The sequence below is a fragment of the Myxococcales bacterium genome (assembly GCA_016720545.1).
GTDB lineage: Bacteria > Myxococcota_A > Polyangia > Polyangiales > Polyangiaceae > JAAFHV01.
Map to the genome: position 1 here is coordinate 226,444 of JADKKK010000001.1, position 21,140 is coordinate 247,583.

The window sequence follows — 21,140 nt, forward strand, 5'->3', positions numbered from 1 at the left end:
ACTAACCACGACGGGAGGGGAGCCGCAAAGGGCCGCGTGGGGTGCGCGGCGGGCCGCGACGCGATCCCCGTCGGCCGCCAAGTTGAGCGCTCCGCCGTCGTCGTTGAACGGTGCTATTCTCTCGTCCATCGCGTGAGTGGCCAGGTCTCGGGAGGTACGTCTTGAAGCGATCCGTGGTGCCTACGTTTATTTTCATCGCCTCGTTGACCTCGTTCGCCGCCTGCGTCGGCTCCGATCCGGTCGTCGGCGCCGACGCCGCGCCGCCGCTCGACGCGACGGCGCCCGGCCTCGAGGCCGGCGCCGACACGAACGCGCCGCCCGTCGACGCGGCGCCGCCCGTCGACGCGGCGCCGCCCGTCGACGCAGCCGACGCGGCGAACCCGTGTCCGCACTCCAGGCTCGGCGCCAACGGACGGTGCGAGCCGGTGTGCGGCGTGAGGTTCACGCTGGGCGCCGACATCGCGCCGGGCCCCGCAGCCTCTCCCAGCGTCGTGAGCGTCGCGGGCCAAGGCGAGGGCAGCTATGGCCTCGCCAACGACGGGTCGTTCATGTTTTTCTCCCCGAGCCGCACGGCAGCCGGCTACGCGTTCGCGAAGAAGACGGCGGGGGGATACGCCGTGGCCGAGATTCCGGCGGCGAACCTGACCGAGGTCGACGGGAGTCGCGGCGGTCACCTCACGAGCGACGGACGCCACGTCGTCTTCGTGAGCTCGAAGAACGTCCTGCTGTATGGCGACGCGAACCTTAGCACCGGGGCGGTCACGTTCGCGCCGACGGGCGGCCCGTTCGCGACCCTGAACCCCCTGCTTCCGCCGCCCAACGACAGCACCATCACGAGTCCAGTCTTGTCGGGCGACGGGCTAACGTTGGCGTTCTCTCGCAACTCGACGAACCCGGGCGTCGCGGGCACCTACCAGTCGCGCCGCGCGGACGTCCTGTCGCCGTTCCCTCAGGCGAAGCGCCTCGAGGGGGACCTCTCCAATTTCGCCCGGTATTCGTCGATTTCCGCGCTGTCGTACGACGGCCTGACCGCGTTCGTGTTCGACGCGTTCACCACACGGGTGTTCACGCGAGCGAACACGGGGGACGAGTTCACGACGGACCTGACGAGATCGGCCATTCCCGCTTGGCTCGTGGGCGTCGCCGACAAGTGCGACACGCTCGTCGCCACCCGGTCGATCGGCGGGTCTCAGAACCAGGAGATCGCCACCGTCACCGCCACTCCCTGAGGTCGACGGCCACCGCGACGCGCGCCGAACCCGGCGCGCGTCAGCGGCGCGCGTCCGGGATCCCGAGGCCCCCGTCGAGCCCCTTCAAGAGGCAGGTCTGGTAGCCGAAGAGGTCCGCTGCGCACCTCTCGAAGATCGCGGTCGTCGAGGCGTTGGCATCCGTCTTGCCGTCTCTGCAGACGATGAGGGCCGAAGCGCAGTTCAGCGAGGCCACGTAGTGCGCGTCGCACCCGGCGCCGCTCGGATCCCGCCCGCTCCTGCACTCCTCGATGGCGCTCGGCGGCGGCTCGGGATCGGCGGGACACGCCTTCTTGCACGCGGCCTCCGAGACCACGGCGGGCTTCCCGGAGGCGCCCCCGTCGGGGGTCTCTTCCACGAGGCCTCCACATGCAGACAGCGCGAGCGCGCCAAGCACACCAGCTCCCCTTCTCCTTCGTGGGTTCATCGACGCTCCTCCGGGCTAAGAGGCTACGTGATCCCCGAGCCTCCGCGTGCTTGGGCTCGCGCGCACCCGTAATCACACGTTCACGCGCGAGCGCCGGCGCCGTATTTCGCTGCGCGACGCGCTGGTACAGGCCATGCTTGAGCGCGCCCGATGTACATCGCCGACCGACCGCGCCCTCTCATGGCCCCCCACGGTCGCGCGCTCCTGCGCGCCCTCACGGCCGGCTCGTGGGGCTCGGCCTTCCTGCTGCTCTCGCTGGTCCCCGCGTGCTACAGCTCCACCACGGAGACCCGCTCCACGCAGGTGCGGTGGCCGTCCGAGTCCTGCGGCGGTGGCGCGTGCCTCCCGCTAGGGCTCAAGTCGTGCGAGGAGGCCTGCCGCGCGGGACTCGACGACTTCAGCCCGGACACCGACACCCTCGACGGGTGCACCCCTCCAGCGCTCGACGAGCGGGGCGACGTGCAGACGACCTGCACGATCACGCGGCCCGCGTACGACCAGGTCATCGGCCTCGGGAAGGGCCGCCCTCCCCGCGGCTTCGTGCCCGAAGAGCGCGGCGTGACGCTCGCGGCGTTCCTCCGCCAGAGCGCCGACCTCGAGGCCGCGAGCGTGACGGCCTTCGTCGCGCTGAAGCGCGACCTCGGGGCGCTCCGGGCCCCGCGCGGGCTCCTTCGGGCCTGCGGTCGAGCGGCGCGCGACGAGGGCCGGCACGCTCGCGCGCTCGGGGCTCGGCCTCGCTCGCAGCGCCGCGCCGTGCGCGACGCGAGCCCTCACGCCCCAGGGGTCACCCGGCTCTCGCTCGCGGTGCAGAACGCCGTCGAGGGGTGTGTGGGCGAGGGGTGGGGCGCGCTGCTCGTCGGCTTCGGCGCGAGCCACGCGGTGGACCGGGAGCTGCGGGCGCGCTTCGCGCGCATCGCGGCCGAAGAGGCCTCGCACGCGGCCCTTTCGCTGCGCGTGCACGACTGGCTCCGCGCGCGCCTCAGGCCCGAGGAGCGGGCCGTCGTGGGCCGCGCCGTCCGGCGCGCGGTCGCCGATCTCGAGGCTCGCGTCGGGCTCGACCTGCCTCCGCGCGAACACGAGGCGCAGCGCGCGGGCCTGCTCCCCTCGCAGGAGGAGCAGCGCGCGTGGTTCCCCACCTTCGCGTCGGCCATCGAAGCGAGGCTCGCGTGAGCCGCGCCTACGCAGCCATCGCCGCAGCCATCCGCCCGCGCGCCCGGCGCGCCGCGGCGCTCGCCGCCCCCGCCGTGGCCGTCGCGGCCGCGCTCGCGGGGCCCTGCGCGTGCAGCCTGAACACGGGGGCGTCGCCGCTCGCGCAGGCGCGCGACCCCTATTTTCTCTACCTCCCGTACGCCGTGTGCAGCGCGCCTGGCGCGGGCGACGCGGGCGCCGAGTACGACGCGGGGACCGCCACGGTCGACGCGGGCCCCGATGGCGCGCTCGTCTGCCGCAACGTCGCGAACGCGGCCGCGCCGCGGGTGGCGCTCGCGGCCCTCCCCTCCTGCGACGTCATGTGCGAGGCGCTGAAGGACGGCGAGGCCTGGCCCGCCGGCGACGTCGGGGGGCTCGCCCGCTGCACGACCACCCGGCGCGCGGCCCGCTCGGGCGGCGGCGTCGAGGTCTGGGCTTACTGCGAGTACCCGGTGCTCGTGGCGACCTACTGGCGTGGGAACGGCCCGGCTCCGACGCTGGTCGGCGCGCCGCCCGAGGGCACGCCGACGCTCCCCGGCGACTGAACCGCCCGCGCTCAGCGCGCGCGGAGGCGCTGAACCCCGAGGGAGGCCAAGAACAGCGCCGCGAGCATGATCACGATGGCGGCGCCCTCGGGCCAGGAGAAGGCGTGGCCTGCTACGAAGCCGGCGAACACCCCGAGCACGCCCGTGAGCATCGCGTAGCCCACCACGCCCCCGAGCCCCTTCCCCAAGGCGCGGCCGGCGGCGGCCGGGATGACGAGGAAGGCGCTCACGAGCACCACCCCGGCGAGGCGGATGGCCGCGACGACCACCGCCGCGAGCAGCGCGAGCAGCGCGCTCTCCAGCCAGCCCACCTCGATGCCCGAGAGGCGCGCGAGCTCCTCGTCGAAGGTGGCGTAGGCGACCCGCGTCCACGCGAAGAGAAAGAACGTGGCGGTCACCGCCGCGATGACGATCACGATCGCGAGGTCGTCCGACCCCACGAGCAGGATGTTGCCGAAGAGGAGCTGCTCGGGGTCGAAGGTGGCCTCGGTGCGCTTCGCTTTCCGCAGCAAGATCACCCCAAACGCGAAACACACGGCGAAGAGGATCGCCATCGCGACGTCCGAGCGGAGCCCACCCTTGCGGCGCAGCGCGCCGATCGCGATCGCGGCGAGCGCCGTGAACGGGATGGCCACCACCAGCGGCGCCGAGACCCCGAGGAACATCCCGAGCGCGATGCCGCCGAACGCCGCGTGGGAGAGCCCGTCACCGAGCGTGGCGAGCCCGCGCGCCGTGACGAGGACCCCGAGCACCGCGAGCAGCGCCGCGAGCAAGGAGCCCGCGAGCAGCGCGCGCTGGAACAGGGGTATGGCGAGGTAGGAGAGGTCCATCCGAGCGCCAGCCTACGCGGTCAGAAGCCGAGCTGCTTCTTCATCAGCTCGCGCAACACACGATCGGACACGTCGACGCGCACCCACCGCTTGGGGACAGGCGCCTCGCCACGCGAGCCCCACGCGAGCACGGCCGGCGCGGTGGGCACGGGCTTGCTCTGGTCGACGAGGAAAGGCTGCCCGAGGAGCACGAAGCTCGCCTCCTTCCCGAGGGCCTCCACGTAGGCGGCCAGGGTCTTCTCGTCCGAGAGCTTCTGCTCCGGGCGTGAGGCCCGCGTGACGAGCTCGAGCGGATCGTCGCCGAGGGCGGCGCACAGCACGCCGCCCTCGGCCTCCCACGCGAGCCCGAGCTTCGTGTCGGGGAGCTTGCCCTTCCCCTCGATGAGCACCTCGAGCACGTCGCATTTACCGACGCCCTTCGCCTCGCCCGTGGTGCGCTGCACCTTCTTCAGGCGGAGCGGGTCCTTGAAGGCCGGCGCGCGGAGGAGATCGGCCGCGTCGGACACCGAGCGGCGCGCGATCTCCGAGTCTTTTGCGCCCACCGGAGTGCGGAGCACGAGCCCCTTCGCCTTGCGCTCGCCGCCGAGCGCGACGAGCGTGAGCGCGTCGCCCCGACCCCGCGCGAAGCCGCCGATGGCCGCGCGCAGCTTGGTGGCCTCCGCCTCGGGCAGGCGCGGGCCGAGCGTCGTGAGCAGCGCCACCTCGATGTCCTTCGCGTCGGCCGCGCGCTCCTCCGGGGCGCTGCGGGTGAGCAGCGCGGCGATGGAGTCTTTCGGGGCGTCGAGGAGCGGGGTCGTAGCGCCGACGGTCATGGGCGTGAGGCCACCGTCGCCCGCGTCGCGGGCGCCCTCGAGCTCGGCCGCGATGTGGAGGTCTTCGTCGGTCGCGTCGAGGTCGACGCTGAGCTTCTCGATCGCGCCGATCGCGCCGAGCCGGCGCTGCACCAGGCCGTCGGCGACCGCCACGATGGCCCTCGGCTCCGCGAAGTCGGGGGCGCGGCCGCCGTGGGCCGAGCGCTGCTTGGCGTCCGAGTCGAGCAGCTCGGCCATCGTGGCCTGCCAGCGCCGCTCGAGCAGCGGGCGGAGCCGCCCGGCGAGGGCCTTCGGTCGCACCTCGACATGGACCGGCGCCTTCGGCGGCGCCTCGCGCGGCAGGTTGCGGGTCGCGTACGGCCCGAGCCGCGTCAGGGTCGCGGCGTCCTTCGCCACGACGAGGTACCCCGAGCGCGTCACGCCCACGCCCACGCCTCCGCCGACGCCTGCGCCGCCTCCCTTGGGCGTGAGGACGGTCAGCGAGCCCTCGTCCCGACCCGTGTACTTTGCAGTCTCCGACTCCAGCAGGACGCCGCGCGCCTTGCGGAGCTCCACGAGCTTGGCGACGACGATCCACGAGGGCGCCTCGACGTCGCCCGCGAACGCGAAGTACACCGGCGAGGTGCCGTCGACCTCGGGCCCCATCGCCAGGTCGACCCCGGCGAGCGAGCACATCACGGCGCCCGCGGTCTGCGGCATGAGGCCGAGCGCGCCGCCGACGCCGCGCTGGAGGCGCCCCCAGGTGGCGTTCGGGGTGAGCGCGACGCCGTCCGCGAGGAGGTCGTCCGGCGCCGCGACTTTCTCCTCCAGCGCCGCGGGGGCCTCGCCTGGCGGCGGGCCGTCGGGCTTTCCGCACGAGCTGCACCCGGCGACCCAGGGCGTCGCGAGCGCGAGGGCCGCGGTGGCGGCGAGGCAGAGGTTTCGCACACGATCGCCGGGGCCGCGCATGGCTCTGTCCTAGTGGGTCGGCCGCCCGACTTCAATCGTCCCGGCCGGCGTGGTCCGGGGGCGCGGGCTCCAAGCCTGCCGCTCCAGCGCGATCGGGACCGGTTCGCGTGGCATAGGCACGCCGCTCGCCTGCGGCTCGCTTGCATGTTCATGGCGCGTCCCCTCGCCTGCGGCTCGGCGCCGCCATCGACCTGCGTTCATGGCGCCACCGCGCCTTCGGCTCGGCGCCGCCATCGACCTACGTTCGCCCCTTCGGGCCTCACTTCGAGGTTCGCCCCTTCGGGCCTCACTGCCGGTTCATGGCGCGTCCCCTCGCCTGCGGCTCGGCGCCGCCATCGACCTGCGTTCATGGCGCCACCGCGCCTTCGGCTCGGCGCCGCCATCGACCTACGTTCGCCCCTTCGGGCCTCACTTCGAGGTTCGCCCCTTCGGGCCTCACTGCCGGTTCCCGAATCGATGGCCCTGGGCTACAGTGCCGCCCGAAATGGCGAAAGGCGCGCCCCGCGCCCCCGGAAGGTCCCGATGATCGACGACGTCCACAAAGAACTCTCCTCTGCGAGCGCCAAGGCCCACGACGCGCTCCGCCGCGACCTCGCCAAGCTCCGCGCGGGCCGCGCCAGCGCGAACCTCCTGGACGGCGTGCGGGTCGACTACTACGGCTCCTCGACGCCCCTCTCGCAGATGGCCAACATCGCCATCCCCGAGCCGCGGCTCCTCACCGTCAAGCCGTGGGACCGCTCGGCCGTGAAGGCCGTGGAGAAGGCCATCCGCGAGACCGACCTCGGCCTGAACCCCCAGACCGACGGCGACCTCATCCGCGTGCCGCTTCCCCCGCTCACGGAGGAGCGCCGCCGCGAGTTCGTAAAGATCGCCAAGAAGTACGGCGAAGAGTGCAAGGTCAGCGTTCGCAAGGCCCGCCACGAGGCCGTCGACCTCCTCAACGAGATGGACAAGGCCGGCGAGGCCAGCGAAGACGACGTGGAGCGAGGCAAGAAGAAGGTCGAAGAGCTCGTCGCCGAGGCCACGAAAATCGTCGAGCAGCTCGTCGCCACAAAAGAGAAAGATATCATGGAGGTATGAGTTTCTTTTTCCCCCCGGGCACGCCCCGGCGGCCCTCCTCTCGCGCCCCATGTCGGCGCCGTCGCCCGTGGCGCGAACAGAGCAAGTGAGCAGCGCAAGTGACCTTGACACCTCCAAGGGTCGGTGAAAGCCTGGTGGCAATGACCGTCCGAAGCCCCGCAGCCTCGACGTCTCGCGCTCGCGCGGGCGAACGCCAGGCGCCCGAGAGGCACGCGTGATGCAGCCGAGAGAGCTATCCGCCTTGCGCGCCGTCGCGGCAGGGCTGAGCGACGTTGGGCTCCAGCGCGAGCACAACGAAGACTCCTTCATCGTCCTGACCGAGCACGACCTCTTCGTCGTCGCCGACGGCATGGGCGGCCACAAGGCCGGTGACGTCGCGTCGAAGCTCGCGACCGACACCATCTCCGACTTCTTCCGCTCCACCGCGAACGAAGACGTCACGTGGCCCTTCCACTTCGACACCAACCTCTCGGAGGAAGAGAACCGGCTGCTCACGGGCATCCGCGTGGCGAACCGCCAGATCTTCGAGCGGAGCTCACGGTCGCGCGAGTGCCACGGAATGGGCACCACGGTGGTGGGGGCGATGTTCAGCCCGCGCAAGAAGCGCATGTACATCGGGCACGTGGGCGACTCGCGCTGCTACCGCGTTCGCTCGGGCGCCATCCAGCTGCTCACGCGAGACCACTCCCTCATCAACGACTACCTGCTCGCCATGCCCGACCTCACCCCCGAGCAGCGCAGCGAGCTCCCCAAGAACGTCATCACGCGGGCGCTGGGCATGCACGACCAGGTCGTGGTCGATCTCCAGCACGACGACCCGAAGCCAGGCGACGTCTACGTGCTCTGCTCCGACGGCCTGTCGGGCATGGTCGAAGACGACGAGATCCTGCTCCTCGTGAGAGAGGCGGCCGACCTCACCTCCCTCTGTACGGCCCTCATCGCGAAGGCGAACGAGCACGGCGGCGAGGACAACGTCACGGCGGTGGTCGTGAAGATCGAGGACCCGAGCGGCGCCGCGGCGGAGCCCGCGACCGCCGCGCACGCGCACGCCGACGACCTCGACGAGCCCACGGTCGTCGAGGCGCGCGCCGCCCTCGTGCCCGCGCCGAGCCCCATGGAGCAGCCGCTCCAGCCGGACGGCGAAGGCGACGAGCCAACCTCGCCGGGCATCATCAGCCGCGCTCCGCCGTCGCTCGACGACTTCGTGACGCGCGAGACCGCGGTGCCGGACGGCGACGAGCCGCCGCCGCCCAACAAGTCGACCGACTCCAGGTAGGCGCGCGCCCCGCGGCCTCCGCCCGGGCCCACTTTCCTCGGTCTCGCGCGAGCAGAGCTTGCGCGCCACGCCGCGCCAGCCTATTGGCGAGCCTTCCTGAGCGGCGCTCGGCGAGCGACTCAGCACAAGCGAGCACCTCCATGGACATCAAAGAAGTCGTCGACAAGGTCCGCCACCTCGACAAGTTCCTCGGCGAGATCACCCAGACCTACGGCACGACCACCTACGCCATCCTCGCGGCGGTGGTCTTCTGCGAGACGGGCCTCGTGGTGCTCCCGTTCCTGCCTGGCGACTCGCTGCTGTTCGCGTCCGGCGCGGTGGCGTCCCTGCCCAACTCGGGCCTCAACGTCGGGCTGCTCGGGCTCATCCTCATCGTCGCCGCCGTCGTCGGCGACACGGTGAACTACCATGTGGGCAAGGCGATCGGCCCCCGGGTCATGAAGGGCGAGAAGTCGAAGATCTTCAACAAGAAGCACCTCGACAAGACCCACAAGTTCTTCGAGAAATACGGGGCAAAGACCATCATCCTCTGCCGCTTCGTCCCCATCGTGCGCACCTTCGCGCCGTTCGTGGCGGGGGCGGGCGCGATGAACTACTCGAAGTTCATCCTCTACAATGTCGTGGGCGCGGTCGCCTGGGTCGTGCTGATGATGGGCTCGGGCGTGCTCTTCGGGCAGCTCGAGGTCGTGAAGAAGAACTTCGAGCTCGTGGTGATCGGCATCGTGGTGCTCTCGGTCCTGCCGATGGTCATCGAGTGGTGGAAGAACCGCGGCAAGACGGCCGACGACGCCCCGGTCGAGCCCGCGCCCGCCAAGGAGTAGCGGCCAGCGCGAAGGCGCAGACGACGCAGTGACCCGCGCGCCCGCCGGCGCTATGGTGTCGCCATGGCGCAAGACGGCTCTGCCTCCACGCGCGGCTCGCACGACGAGGCCGCGAAGCTCCCCAACGTTCACGCCCAGGCCGACCTGGGGGGCGACGTTCCTGGCGATATCCCCGGCGATCTCGCGGTGTTGCGCCAAGCCACGCTCGCGTGGCGGGCCACGGTGCTCGCGAAGAGCGAGGCCAAGATGCCGCCGCGGAAGGCGCGCTTCACCACCTGGAGCGACGCGGAGGTCGCCGACGTGCGCACCCCGGCGGACGTGCCGCTCGACTACACGCGCGACCTCGGCATGCCGGGCGAGTACCCCTTCACGCGCGGCGTGCAGCCGACCATGTACCGCAGCCGCCTGTGGACCATGCGCATGTTCGCGGGCTTCGGCACGCCCGAGCAGACCAACGAGCGCTTCAAGTTCCTGCTCGCCCAGGGGCAGACGGGGCTCTCCACGGCCTTCGATTTCCCCACCCTGATGGGCTACGACTCCGACTCGCCGCGCTCCCTGGGCGAGGTGGGCATGTGCGGCGTGGCGGTCGACACCCTGCGCGACATGGAGGTGCTCTTCGACGGCATCCCGCTCGACAAGGTCACCACGAGCATGACCATCAACGGTCCGGCGATCGTGCTCCTGTGCTTCTACATCGCCCTCGCCGACAAGCGCGGCATCCCGCGGACGGCGATCGGCGGCACGGTGCAGAACGACTGCCTGAAGGAGTTCATCGCGCAGCACGCGTGGCTCGTGCCGCCGCGGCCGGCGATGCGCATCGTCACCGACATGATCGAGTTCTGCTCGAAGGAGGTGCCGCGCTGGAACACCGTGTCCATCAGCGGCTACCACATCCGCGAGGCAGGCGCGACGGCGGCCCAGGAGCTCGCCTTCACCCTGGCCGACGGGGTCGCCTACGTGGAGAGCTGCGTGGCGCGCGGCATGGACGTGGACGACTTCGCGCCGCGCCTCTCGTTCTTCTTCGACGTGCACAACGACTTCTTCGAGGAGATCGCCAAGTTCCGCGCCGCGCGGCGGCTCTGGGCGCGGCTCATGAAGGAGCGCTTCGGCGCGAAGAAGGCCGAGAGCATGAAGCTCCGGACGCACGCGCAGACGGCCGGCGTGTCGCTCACCGCGCAGCAGCCGTACAACAACGTGGTGCGCGTCGCGCTCCAGGCGCTCGCGGCCGTCCTCGGCGGCACGCAGTCGCTCCACACGAACAGCCTGGACGAGACCTACGCGCTCCCCACCGAGGACTCGGTGATGATCGCCCTGCGCACGCAGCAGATCGTCGCCGAAGAGAGCGGCGTGGCGAACACGATCGACCCGCTCGGCGGCGCGTGGTTCATCGAGGAGCTCACGACCAAGCTCGAGGAGGAGGCGCTGGCCACCATCAAGCGCATCGACGCGATGGGCGGCATGGTGTGCGCCATCGAGAAGGGCTACCCGCAGCGCGAGATCGCGGCGAGCGCCTACCACTTCCAGCGCCAGCTCGAGACCGGCGAGCGGGTGATGGTCGGCGTGAACAAGTACGTCAGCGACGAGGCGACGAGCGGCGGCATCCCGCTGCTGCGCATCGACGAAGAGGTGCAGAAGCTCCAGGTGCGAAACCTCGCCGCCGTGAAGTCCGGGCGCGACGCGGCGGCGGTCACCGCGGCCTTGGCGGCGGTCGGCGAGGCGGCGCGCTCGGGCGCGAACCTCATGCCCCCGATCATCGCGGCGGCGAAGCTCTACGCCACGCAGCAAGAGGTCTGCGATGTGCTGCGCGAGGCGTTCGGCACGTACACCGATCCGGCCGAGTTCTGAGCCTTCGGCTGGGGCGGTGGTTTGTCCATGCTGGATCCGAAAGGATCCAGCGCGGGTGGAGTGAAGGTATGAAACAGGCGTAGATGTAGGCAAACGTGGCCGAACGTGGCAGGCACGCTCCGTGCTTAGGGGGCCGCCATGAAGGTCTCTCGCTTCGCCCCGCTCGCCCTGGTCGCCTGCCTCTTTGCCCCGCTCGCCGCCGGCTGCGCCGCCGAGACCGGCGAGGAAGAGCCCGTCGTCGCGGCGGACTCGGAGGACGAGCTCGTCGCGAAGGCCGACGAGCACTGGTTCTACAACGGCGCCGTGCCCACCCTCGAGCAGTCGCAGCTCACCGTGTCGCTGAAGGGCAACACCGCGCGCCTCACCGGCCTCCTGCCCCAGGGCGCCTCGGTGCCGGCGCTGCCGCACGCGAAGACCAAGGCCGAGGGCGGCCGCACCCGCATCGACCTCGTGTACCCGATCGCCACGGCGCGCCCCGGCAAGAGCAACTCGCGCCCGGGCACCTACGCGTTCCAGCTCGCGAAGCCCTACCGCCCGGACGGCTCGGCGTGGACGGCGAGCGAGGGCGAGCACTTCGTGCCGTGGGGCGGCTTCCCGTTCATCTCGTACAATGGTGGCATCGCCGTCCACGGGCCCATCACGTCGACCTCGGCGGTCAGCGCGGCCGACCTCAACGTGTGGGTCCTGAAGCGGGGCGCGGTGTCGGGCGGGTGTAACCGCATGATGGGCGAGCACGTGGTCGAGCTCGCGCACGCGATCGGCGTCAACATGCGCAAGGTCTACGTGGCCAACAAGATCTACACGCCGCCCCACGCGCCCGTGAAGGTCATCGCCGACTACGACCAGTACGACGGCAAGGCGATCGACGTCGACTACCCGACCGACACCGGCGTGGTGCGCCCGGGGAAGGTCCTCGGCGCCGACAAGGTCGTGATGTTCGGCTCCTGGGTCGCCTCCGAGCTCCCGAACGGCAAGGACCTGCCCCCCAACATGAAATGGGAAGGCGGCGTCGCGGGCGACTACTACGTGTTCGCGGAGCACGCGCTCAAGAACACCGTGTGCTCCGCGCCCAAGGCCGACCTCGCCAAGCTCGGCGCGTACGCGAAGCTGAAGGGCGAGCTGCCGACGAACTTCTGCGCTCAGAAGGCCTGCTACCTGAGCGCCCTCCGCGCTGGCCGCACTCCCGCCTGCAACTGAGCGAGCCCGCCACCCTCGCTTGGCGAGGCTCGAGGCCCGCTCGCCCTGCGTAACGCATTTCTGCGTGACGAACTGAAATGGTCTGCGGCCGCGTCTTGTTCTTGACCGTGGACCGAAAATCCCGTTTCTGGCCTCCCACTGGCCCCCCACACTCGCCGTACCGTGCGAGGGCCGAGCGACGAAGGCATGCCGCCGCGTCCCCGCCCCTGTCCCCTTAGAAGGAAACCCAGTCCGTGGAATTTCTGCCCCACTCGGCCATCGGAACGGGCGCTGTCGCGCTCATCGTGGCCCTCGGCTTCTACTTCCGCGTCAAGTCCATGCCGGAAGGCAACGAGCAGATGGCCCGCATCGCGCGGTTCATCCGCGAAGGCTCGATGGCCTTCCTCTCCCGCGAGAGCAAAAGCCCCCGCCGATACGCGCCGCGCGGGTTCGCGGCGCGTGCCGCGAGCCTCGGCGGTCGGGCCCGGGCTGGGCGTTCTCGCGGGCGCGTTCCTGTCGCTCCTCGCCGGCTTCTTCGGCATGAAGGCCGCCACCTACGCCAACGTCCGCACGGCCGAGGCCGCCCGCGGCAAGGGCAAGGCCGAGGCGCTCCTCACCGCGCTCGACGGCGGCGCGGTCATGGGTCTGTGCGTCGCAGGCCTCGGCCTCATCGGCATGGGCGCGATCTACCTCATGTTCCGACACACCGAGTCGCACCGCTTCGGCACGGTCATCCACTCGTTCGCCGTGGGCGCGAGCTCCATCGCGCTCTTCGCGCGCATCGGCGGCGGCATCTACACCAAGGCCGCCGACGTCGGCGCCGACATCGTCGGCAAGGTCGAGGCGAACATCCCCGAGGACGACCCCCGCAACCCCGGCGTCATCGCCGACAACGTGGGCGACAACGTCGGCGACATCGCCGGCATGGGCGCCGACATCTACGAGAGCTACGTCGCCGCGGTGGTCGCCGCGATGGCCCTCGGGCTCACCATCCCGCAGGCCCAGCTGCAGCCGCTCGCGCCCTCCGAGACCGACGAGACGAAGCTCCGCGTCATCGCCGTCGCGCTCCCGCTCCTGCTCGCCACCATCGGCCTGGCGGTCTCCATCGTCGGCATCTTCATCACCCGCGCGATGAAGAACATGCCGCCGGCGCGCGTGCTCCGCCTCGCGCTCATCCTGCCGCCGTTCCTCGTCATCGGCGCGGCGTTCCCGGTGCTCGCCAAGCTCGGAATCAGCCAGACCGCGGTCATCGTGCTCGCGGCCGGCGCCCTCGGCGGCGGCATCGTCGGCCTCATCACCGACTACTACACGTCGATGGGCCCCATGCACCGCATCGCCGAGGCGTCGCTGACGGGCCCCGGCACCAACGTCATCCGCGGCCTCGCCGTGGGCCTGGAGAGCACCGCGATCCCGCTGCTCACGGTGTGCATCGCCGGCGCGGTCTCCAACCACTACCTCGGCCTCTACGGCATCGCGCTCGCCGCGGTCGGCATGCTCGCCGGCACCGCCATCGTCATGACGGTCGACGCGTACGGCCCCATCGCCGACAACGGCGGCGGCATCAGCGAGATGAGCGGCCTCGGCAAAGAGGTCCGCGACATCACCGACGAGCTCGACGCGGTGGGCAACACCACCGCGGCGGTGGGAAAGGGCTTCGCCATCGGCTCGGCCATCCTCACCGTGGTCGCGCTCTTCGCGGCCTTCAGCATGGAAGTGAACGCGGTCCGCAAGGCGCACGGCGGCAAGGACCTCGTGCTCCAGCTCACCGACGCGAAGGTGCTCATGGGCATCCTCTTCGGCGCCATCCTGCCGTGCCTCGTCGGCGCGACCACGATGACGTCGGTCGGCAAGGCCGCAGGCGCCATCGTCGAGGAGATCCGCCGCCAGTTCCGGGAGATCCCGGGCCTGCTCGAGGGTAAGCCCGGCGTCGAGCCCGAGCCCCGCAAGATCGTCGACATCGCCACCACGGCGGCCATCAAGGAGATGATCCTCCCTGGCGCCATCGCGGTGCTCGCGCCCGTCGTGGTCGGCGGCCTCTTCGGCGCCGAGCTGCTCGCGGGCATGCTCGCCGGCTCGCTCGCCGTCGGCGCGACGCTCTCGCTCATCATGGCGAACGGCGGCGGCGCCTGGGACAACGCCAAGAAGTTCATCGAGAAGGGCGGCCTCCCGGGCCACAAGAAGGGCTCCGACGCGCACAAGGCCGCGGTCGTCGGCGACACCGTCGGCGACCCCTTCAAGGACACGTCCGGCCCCGGCATCGCGATCCTCATCAAGGTCATGGGCGTCGTCTCGCTGCTCATCGCCCCGCTGATCGCGCTGCGCTAAAGTCACGTCCCTCCGTCGATTCCCCGAAGGCCGCCCGCACCCGCGCGGCGCCCGCGTTGGCGCGCCCCCTCCCCCTCCCCTCCCGGGCCGGCCGCTCCGGCGAAAACCGGCGACCGTGGTTGACGCGCGCGCGCGCCTCGCCGAAGGTGCGCGCGATGGCATCCAAGAAGACTGAGGCGGCGGTTCGTGGTGCAAAGCTCGTCAAGAAGGCGCTGGCCGCGGCGGCGGCGGTCGATTTCCTCGCGAGCCCAGAGCCCATGGCGGCTTCGCTCGCGAAGAAGATGGTGCTCCCGAACGGCGAGCCGCTCTCGGCGGGGATGCGGGCGCTGCTCGTCGTCGACACCGACTGGCTCGGCGTGGACTTCGACGACGAAGAGGGCGAGATGTCCGGGATGTCGCTGGAGGAGGCCGTGGAAGAGGCCTTCGGCGAAGAGGCCGTCGCGGCGTTCGCCGAGGCGTACGATCTGCTCCCCGAGGAGGTCGTCTACTTCGACGGCGACGTGTCGAGGCCGGCCTGCCTCTACTGCGGAGTCGCCGACGACGAGGGTGAATACCCTGTCATCCAGATGAGCTGGGAAGACGGAGTGGCCAAGATAGGCGGCTTCGTCCCGTTCGACGTGTGGGTGGCCCAGGAGCTCGGCGCGCTGCCGCGAGGCGCAGAGCTCGGCGACGTGCCGGCGGAGTACGCGGCGCTCCCAGGAGCCAGCGCCAAGGCGAACGCTGACGGCCGCGCGGTGTTCACGCCGATCGCGGGCGAGCCCGTCGCCCCCGAGGTCGCCCCCGAGTGAAGCCGCGCGGGCGTGAGGCTGCGGGCGGGGCGTGAGCGATGGGTGCGATTCCTTCTTGCGAGAGACGAGGAGTTGGGGCGACCCTCTCCGAATGAACCTCATCCCTCGCGCCCTCTCCCTCGCTCTCCCCCTCTGCGCCTGGCTCGCGTGCGGCGGTGTCGCCGCGACCGACGCCGCGCGACAGGTGTCCGGCGCCTACTGCGAGAAGCTCAAGACCTGCGTCGGTGACGCGACGTTCACCGCGTCGTACCCGACCGGCGTGCCCGGCTGCGTCGAGAAGGGGCAGTCGGCGCTCCCGGCCGACGCGAAGGACAAGAGCTCGCCGTGCGGCCAGGCAGAGATCGACACGTGCATCAAGGACATCCAGTCCTCGACCTGCCCCGCGAGCAACGGCGTGCCTCCGCTCCCTGCGAGCTGCGAGAAGTGCTGAACACGCGGCGCTAGCGCACGCCCAGGGCGAGCCCACCCAGGAACGCGCAATAGCCCGCGACCAGCACCGCCCCCGCGAGGCGACTCACCGCCGGTCGCAGCATGAAGCCCGCTCCTGCCAGCGTGATCACGCCCAACACGGCGAGGTCGAAGCGGAGCTCCGCGAGCGGCTGCTCGACGCTCCCGACGAGCCCCGCCGCGCCGAGGATGAGCAGCACGTTGAAGATGCTCGAGCCGACGACGTTGCCGATAGCGACCTCGGCGTGACCGCGCCGCGCGGCCAGCACCGAGGTCGCGAGCTCCGGCAGCGACGTGCCGACCGCCACGATGGTAAGGCCCACCGTGTGCTCGCTCATGCCGCACAGGCGCGCCACACCGCTCGCGCCGTCGACGAAGAGCTTGCCGCCCGCGAGCAGCGCGAGGAGGCCCACGAAGGAGACGACGACGAGGCTGCGTCGGCTCCTCGCGTGGGGCGCGCCCGCGGTCTCGGCCGCGGCCTGGACCGCGCCTAGCTCCGCTCGATCGACCCGCCTTGGGCGCAGCGTCAGCGCGGAGTGGAGGAAGGCCCCGAGGAGGAGCAACGCGCCCTCGAGCCGGCTGATGCGGCCGTCGAGGAGAACGAGCGGCACGGCGCAGGTCGCCACGAGCAGCGCCGGCAGGTCCCGGCGGCGCAGCCCGGGATCGACCTTGGGCGGCGATACCAGCGCCGTAACGCCGAGGATGAGGCCGAGGTTCGCGATGTTGGAGCCGATCGAGTTGCCGAGCGCGATGGGGCCTTGGTGCGAGAGCGCGGAGCCCACCCCGACGACGAGCTCGGGGGTCGAGGTGCCGTACGCGACGACGGTGAGCCCGATGACGAGCGGCCGCACTCCAAGCGCCGCGGCGAGCCCGGAGGCGCCCCGCACGAGCCACTCCGCGCCGATGTAGAGGCAGAAGCCCCCGACCACCAGCAGCAACGCGTGGGTCAAGGCGACACCTCGCGTTCGGCTCGAGCTCGCCGTCGACGTTCGCTCGCCCCTTCAGGGCTCACCTCCAGGTGCACGGCGACACCTCGCGTTCGGCTCGAGCTCGCCGTCGACCTTCGCTCGCCCCTTCGGGGGTCACTTCCGTTCATCGCGCCGGGGCGGCGCGGTAGAGGCCGAGGTACGCGAGCAGTGCGCCGAGATCGCCGTCCGAAAGCACCTCGAGCGAGAAGGGCGGCATGGTGCCGCTGTAGCCGAGGAACACGCCGTGCCGCACCTTCTCCACGAAGACGAGGCGTTGTTCGTTCGACGTGAGGTACGTGTGCTCGGCCAGGGTCTGCCCAGGGAGGAGCGGCGCGCGAGGGGCGATGCGACCGAAGCCCGCGTCGCGCGCCCCGTGACAGCTCGCGCAGGCCGCCTCGTACACGGCCGCGCCGCGTGTGGGGTCTCCGGCGGGCAGGTCCGCCACCTGCTGCACTACCGTGAACGGTACGGGAGCAGTAGGGTTGGCCGGGGCTGGGAGCGAGTCGAGGTAGGCGTAGAGCACCTTCGCCTCCTCGCCGTCGCGGGCCCACGGATCGCGCGCCCCCATGAACCGTGTGCGACACGCGTTGATGGAGCGGAGCAGGTCGTCCTCCTGGCCGGCCCAGTACGTCGCGCGCTTCGTCACGCCGCCGAGCGGCGCGCCGGGCAGCGTGCGGCCATCCGTCACGTCGGGCTCCGCGACGTGGCACGTGGAGCAGGCGAAGAAGTTCAGGGTCGACTCGGACGCCCGCGGATCGTCGAACACGGCCCGCCCGTGGTCGATGGGCGTGTCGAGGGTGGAGGGCTGGGCCTCCCCGCCCCCGCACGCGAGCCCGAGCGCGAGCGCCGCTGGCGCCACCCCGGCGATGCGCCGCACCACGGGGCTCACTTGGGGCCTCGCACGATCAGGCGATCGGGGTAAACCCCGACGCCGACCGAGCGGCGCGTCGCGAGCGTGGCCCGATCGAGCGAGAGCACCACGCTCGGCTTCTTGCGATCGCCCTCGCACACGACCCACACGGCCGTCGCGTCGGCGCCGAGCACCGCCTCGTGCGGGCTCATGCACTCGCTCGGATCGAACGCGCGCTGGCGCTTCACGGCGCCGGTCCGAGCGTCGAGCACGCGCACGCCATCGGGAGCCTGTGTGGGCACGAAGAGCTCGGCGCCGTCCTCGCTCCACGCGGGAAAATAGGGAGCCCCCTGCGTGGGGAACACGAGGCCGGTCGGCGCGCGGGTCGCCACATCGACCACGCGGAGGTCCTTCGAGTCGAGGTCGGCGACGAGCAGCTCCCTCCCCGAGGGCGACAGCGCGGCGGAGTAGGGCCCGTACACAGGCGCGCTGGGCGCGGACTGCGCGGCGGGACCGAGCGGCACTCGCACCGGCGCGGCCGCGGGATCACGCAGATCGAGCACCGCGATCGCGTCGTCGCCATAGCACGCGACGAACGCGAGATCGCCGCCGGGCCGGGAGAGCGCGAGCCCGTGCGGCGCCGCGCACACCGGGACCTTCACCGGCTCGGGCGAGCCCGTGAGCGAGAGGGTCTCGGGGTCGAGCACGGCCAGCGTCGCGCGCCGCGCGGCTGGCTCAAGGCCCTTCGCCGTGGCCCTCGTGAGGTCGAAGTGGGTCACGACGAGGCGGCGCCCGTCGTCGCTGAGCACGATGTCGCCGGGGTTCGGATCGACCCGCGCCTCGCCCACGACGCGCAGATCGGAGAGCCGCAGCTTCTGGACGACGCCGAGGCGGGCGCTGCCGCCGTGGGAGGCGTGTGGGCCCGACGCCGCGGCGGTCGCCGGGTACGAGAGCGCGACGTACGCGAAGCCGCGGACGCGATCCAGCGCGATGTGGTGCGGCCCGTCGAGGTCGACGGGATCGCGCCCGACCGGCAGGGTCGCGAGGACCTCGCCGCGCGCGATGTCGATCGCCGTCACCGTGTCGGAGCCCGCGTTGCTCACGAGGCCGAGGTCGCCCTCCACCGGCGGCAGCGGCGCGCGGCGCTCCGGATACACCGGTGGCCCCGTGTACGGCTTGTACGTCCGCGGGCCGGAGTCGCTGCGCGTGCACGCGGGCGTGGCGAGCGCCGCGCAGACCGCGAGCGCCGCGCAGGCCGCGAGCCCGCACGCGCGCAGCCCCGTCACGGCGTGACCGTGAAGACCACCGAGCCGCCGTCGAAGGGGCCGGTGACCACCGCGTTGTTGTCGAAGGTGGCGGTCTGCAGCTTCGCGGTGATCGGGCCCTTCTCCGCGCTGAGCTTCTGCCACACGGTGGGCGTGGGCGTGTAGGTCGTGAGGGTCGTGAAGACGCGGACCGCCTGCGGATTGGCTCCGGAAGAGAACGTGACGAGGTGCGCCTTGCCGTTCAGCGCGGCGCCGTGCGCGTACGCCTCGCCGCCCCCGAACAGGCGGGACGCGCGCCACGTCGGCGCGGTCCGGCCGGTGTGGCTCATGAGGCCCGTGAAGCCGGCGAGGCACGGGCCCGACCTGGGCGCGCTGCGGAGACCGGTGCGCGGGCTCGCCGCGTCGGTCCACGCGAAGGCCGGCGGCGTGGCCGCGGAGACCTGCGCGTTGGCGGCGGGCTTCTCGAACACGAGCGGCGAAGGCGCCGCCTTCGCGGGGAGGGCGAGCATCGCGTCGAGGGCCTCGTCGCTGGCCCCGCCCTCGTACACCACGTCCTCGAGGCCGGCGACAGTGGACGAGCACGCGGCGCCGAAGGAGAACAGCCCAAGCGTCACCAAGAAGAGCGATATACTGAGCAGTCTCATATACTTCTCACGCGCGGCGTACGTGTACCACGGCGCGACGCGAGGGGCGAGCGCACGACCCCGACCGCGCGCGGCGCCGCTCGAAGCGCGCGCTACTTCGCCTCGGCCGAGCAGGCCGCGAAGCGCCGCCCGAAGTCGGCCTTCGCGTCGTAACTTCCGGTGATGACCTTGCTGGCCACGAGCTTGGCAGACAGGTCCCGGAACACCGCCCACGCTTGCGGGCAGTCGCCCGCCTTCAGCGAGCACGCGGCCGCCCACTCGCGGAGGCTCTGCGCGCCGCCACCCACCATCGCGTTCCGATCGTCGGGCTTGGTGACCTTCGACATGAGCGTCATCGCGGTCTGCGTGTGGGTCTTGCAGAACGCCGCGGGCTTCTTGCTCGTCACCCCCTCTTGGACGCGGCGCATGGCGAAGATGTACCGGTCGCGCTCGGTGCCGTCGGTGCCGGTGCAGCGCTGCTCGACGACGCTGTCGACCATCATGTCGATGACCTCGGGCCCGGTGCCGGTGGACATGTGGGCCTCTTGCATCTTGCGCATGAGCACCTTGCCGGCGGCGCACCGCCCCGAGAGCATGAGGCACTGGGCGCGCGTGCCCGCGCCCCACGAGGCGGGACCGCTCGACACCATGTTCGGGCGAGGATCGGCGACGTCGCTCTTGTCGAGCTCGGCGATGCAGCCCCGCCCGTCGCCGGCGTTGAGCTTCTGCAAGGCGGCGTTGTAGTGCTCTTGCGCCTTCTCGTTCAGGTTGATGCGCTGGTCGACCTTGCCCGCGAGGTTGGCCGCGGCCGGAGTCTCGGGCGCGCGCGCCGCCGCCGCGTCGGGGTTCTCCCCCTCCTCGAGCTCGCGGAGCGTGAGGCGAATGGGCGCCTTGCACGTCTCGATCTCCTTCGCGCTGTCGCCACGGCACGAGCTGAGCACGCCGCCCTTCTTCTCCGCGGCCGACGCCTGCGTGCGCGCCGCGCCGGCCTCCCCGCCCCAGACGCTGCCGGTGATCTCCCCCTTGATGTTCTTCGTGCTCCCGAGGGCGAAGGCCCCGAGCGCGTACGCGTACACGAAGTGCGTGGCCCCGCGGCAGCCGGGCAGCTTCGCGACCTCGGTCTTGTAGACCGCCGGGCGCGTGGCCGCGCGCGTGCCGCTCACGAAGTACTCCATGCGGAACTTCTCGCCGGCAGAGACCCGCCCGCCGAGCGTCGCGGCGCCGAGCGGCAGCTTGGCGTAGAGGTCGACCTCGCTGCCGATCTCCACCTTCTCCACCGAGCCGCTCGTCCACGACACCGGCTTGTAGGCGCCGAGGCTCCCCTTCACCGAGTCGTCCTTGCAGGTGTCGATCACCTGCAGCTTGCACCCATCGTATTTCACGAACACGACGTCGGCCGTGGTGAGGGTCTCGAACTGCGCGGCGTCGGTGGCGTCCCACTCGAGGATGAAGGGGCGGTCATGGTTCTTCGCGTCGCAGCTCTGGCCCGCGAGGGTCTTGCCCATCAGCGTGCTCTGACCCGAAGCGCGGTCGGGCCCCGCGGCCGGGATCGCGGGCGCGCCGCCGCACGCGGCGGCGAGGATCGAGGTGAGCGCGAAGGCGGAGGCGAGCGGCGAGGCGAGCGGATGCTTCATGGATCTCCAGAGCTTTGACCACACGTGGAAGGTGCGAGGCAACCT

General features: G+C 71.6%; 18 protein-coding genes and 1 pseudogene. 11 read left to right on the forward strand and 8 right to left on the reverse strand.

Going from position 1 to position 21,140, the window contains the following annotated elements; all coding sequences use genetic code 11:
- The first annotated feature begins 161 nt into the window (after positions 1-161).
- Positions 162-1,229: a PD40 domain-containing protein gene (locus IPQ09_00940; protein ID MBL0192786.1), complete on the forward strand. Its 1,068-nt coding sequence runs from the start codon at positions 162-164 to the stop codon at positions 1,227-1,229.
- A gap of 40 nt (positions 1,230-1,269) precedes the next feature.
- Here IPQ09_00940 and IPQ09_00945 read toward each other — a convergent pair whose 3' ends face one another.
- The gene (locus IPQ09_00945; protein MBL0192787.1) at positions 1,270-1,605 is read right to left on the reverse strand and encodes a hypothetical protein; all 336 of its coding nucleotides are present in this window, start codon (positions 1,603-1,605) and stop codon (positions 1,270-1,272) included.
- A gap of 249 nt (positions 1,606-1,854) precedes the next feature.
- On the opposite strand from IPQ09_00945, the gene IPQ09_00950 reads away from it, so the two are divergent.
- Entirely contained in the window at positions 1,855-2,844 is a 990-nt protein-coding gene (locus IPQ09_00950) for a hypothetical protein (GenBank protein ID MBL0192788.1), read from the forward strand.
- The gene (locus IPQ09_00955) at positions 2,841-3,407 is read left to right on the forward strand and encodes a hypothetical protein (GenBank protein ID MBL0192789.1); all 567 of its coding nucleotides are present in this window, start codon (positions 2,841-2,843) and stop codon (positions 3,405-3,407) included. Before IPQ09_00950 ends, IPQ09_00955 begins: the two co-directional genes overlap by 4 nt.
- Before the next feature lie 11 nt (positions 3,408-3,418).
- Here the strand turns inward: IPQ09_00955 and IPQ09_00960 are convergent, their stop codons facing one another.
- Both IPQ09_00960 and IPQ09_00965 read right to left on the reverse strand, forming a co-directional pair.
- A complete protein-coding gene (locus IPQ09_00960; GenBank protein ID MBL0192790.1) occupies positions 3,419-4,237 on the reverse strand; it encodes a metal ABC transporter permease in 819 nt (272 codons plus the stop codon).
- A 20-nt stretch (positions 4,238-4,257) separates the two neighbouring features.
- Positions 4,258-5,997, reverse strand: coding sequence for a hypothetical protein (locus tag IPQ09_00965; protein ID MBL0192791.1), 1,740 nt, complete (start codon positions 5,995-5,997; stop codon positions 4,258-4,260).
- A gap of 522 nt (positions 5,998-6,519) precedes the next feature.
- Between IPQ09_00965 and frr the strand changes: the two genes are divergently transcribed.
- From frr to IPQ09_01005, 8 genes and pseudogenes are all read left to right on the forward strand, one after another.
- On the forward strand, positions 6,520-7,077 hold the full coding sequence (gene frr / locus IPQ09_00970) for a ribosome recycling factor (protein ID MBL0192792.1): 558 nt from the start codon (positions 6,520-6,522) through the stop codon (positions 7,075-7,077).
- Between the two features lie 241 nt (positions 7,078-7,318).
- Positions 7,319-8,353, forward strand: a complete 1,035-nt coding sequence (locus IPQ09_00975; GenBank protein ID MBL0192793.1) for a Stp1/IreP family PP2C-type Ser/Thr phosphatase — start codon at positions 7,319-7,321, stop codon at positions 8,351-8,353.
- Positions 8,354-8,493: 140 nt separating this feature from the next.
- The gene (locus IPQ09_00980; protein MBL0192794.1) at positions 8,494-9,174 is read left to right on the forward strand and encodes a DedA family protein; all 681 of its coding nucleotides are present in this window, start codon (positions 8,494-8,496) and stop codon (positions 9,172-9,174) included.
- A gap of 63 nt (positions 9,175-9,237) precedes the next feature.
- The gene (locus IPQ09_00985) at positions 9,238-11,019 is read left to right on the forward strand and encodes a methylmalonyl-CoA mutase family protein (protein MBL0192795.1); all 1,782 of its coding nucleotides are present in this window, start codon (positions 9,238-9,240) and stop codon (positions 11,017-11,019) included.
- A gap of 138 nt (positions 11,020-11,157) precedes the next feature.
- Positions 11,158-12,216, forward strand: coding sequence for a L,D-transpeptidase (locus IPQ09_00990; protein ID MBL0192796.1), 1,059 nt, complete (start codon positions 11,158-11,160; stop codon positions 12,214-12,216).
- 317 nt (positions 12,217-12,533) lie between these two features.
- Positions 12,534-14,520: pseudogene (locus tag IPQ09_00995) on the forward strand (sodium-translocating pyrophosphatase).
- Positions 14,521-14,675: 155 nt separating this feature from the next.
- Entirely contained in the window at positions 14,676-15,308 is a 633-nt protein-coding gene (locus tag IPQ09_01000) for a hypothetical protein (GenBank protein MBL0192797.1), read from the forward strand.
- Between the two features lie 91 nt (positions 15,309-15,399).
- Positions 15,400-15,738, forward strand: a complete 339-nt coding sequence (locus tag IPQ09_01005; protein ID MBL0192798.1) for a hypothetical protein — start codon at positions 15,400-15,402, stop codon at positions 15,736-15,738.
- A 10-nt stretch (positions 15,739-15,748) separates the two neighbouring features.
- Here IPQ09_01005 and IPQ09_01010 read toward each other — a convergent pair whose 3' ends face one another.
- The 5 genes from IPQ09_01010 to IPQ09_01030 form a co-directional block, all read right to left on the reverse strand.
- Positions 15,749-16,705 carry a calcium/sodium antiporter gene (locus tag IPQ09_01010; protein MBL0192799.1) on the reverse strand — a complete coding sequence of 319 codons (957 nt, stop codon included), beginning with the start codon at positions 16,703-16,705 and terminating at the stop codon, positions 15,749-15,751.
- 142 nt (positions 16,706-16,847) lie between these two features.
- Positions 16,848-17,612 (reverse strand): c-type cytochrome, encoded by a 765-nt coding sequence (locus IPQ09_01015; protein MBL0192800.1) that lies wholly within the window; start codon positions 17,610-17,612, stop codon positions 16,848-16,850.
- Positions 17,609-18,859: a YncE family protein gene (locus IPQ09_01020; protein MBL0192801.1), complete on the reverse strand. Its 1,251-nt coding sequence runs from the start codon at positions 18,857-18,859 to the stop codon at positions 17,609-17,611. The genes IPQ09_01015 and IPQ09_01020 overlap by 4 nt, the downstream gene beginning before the upstream one ends.
- Complete coding sequence (locus tag IPQ09_01025; GenBank protein MBL0192802.1) at positions 18,856-19,482, reverse strand: hypothetical protein; 627 nt, start codon at positions 19,480-19,482, stop codon at positions 18,856-18,858. Before IPQ09_01025 ends, IPQ09_01020 begins: the two co-directional genes overlap by 4 nt.
- 92 nt (positions 19,483-19,574) lie before the next feature.
- Positions 19,575-21,095, reverse strand: coding sequence for a hypothetical protein (locus tag IPQ09_01030; protein ID MBL0192803.1), 1,521 nt, complete (start codon positions 21,093-21,095; stop codon positions 19,575-19,577).
- Between the last annotated feature and the right edge of the window lie 45 nt (positions 21,096-21,140).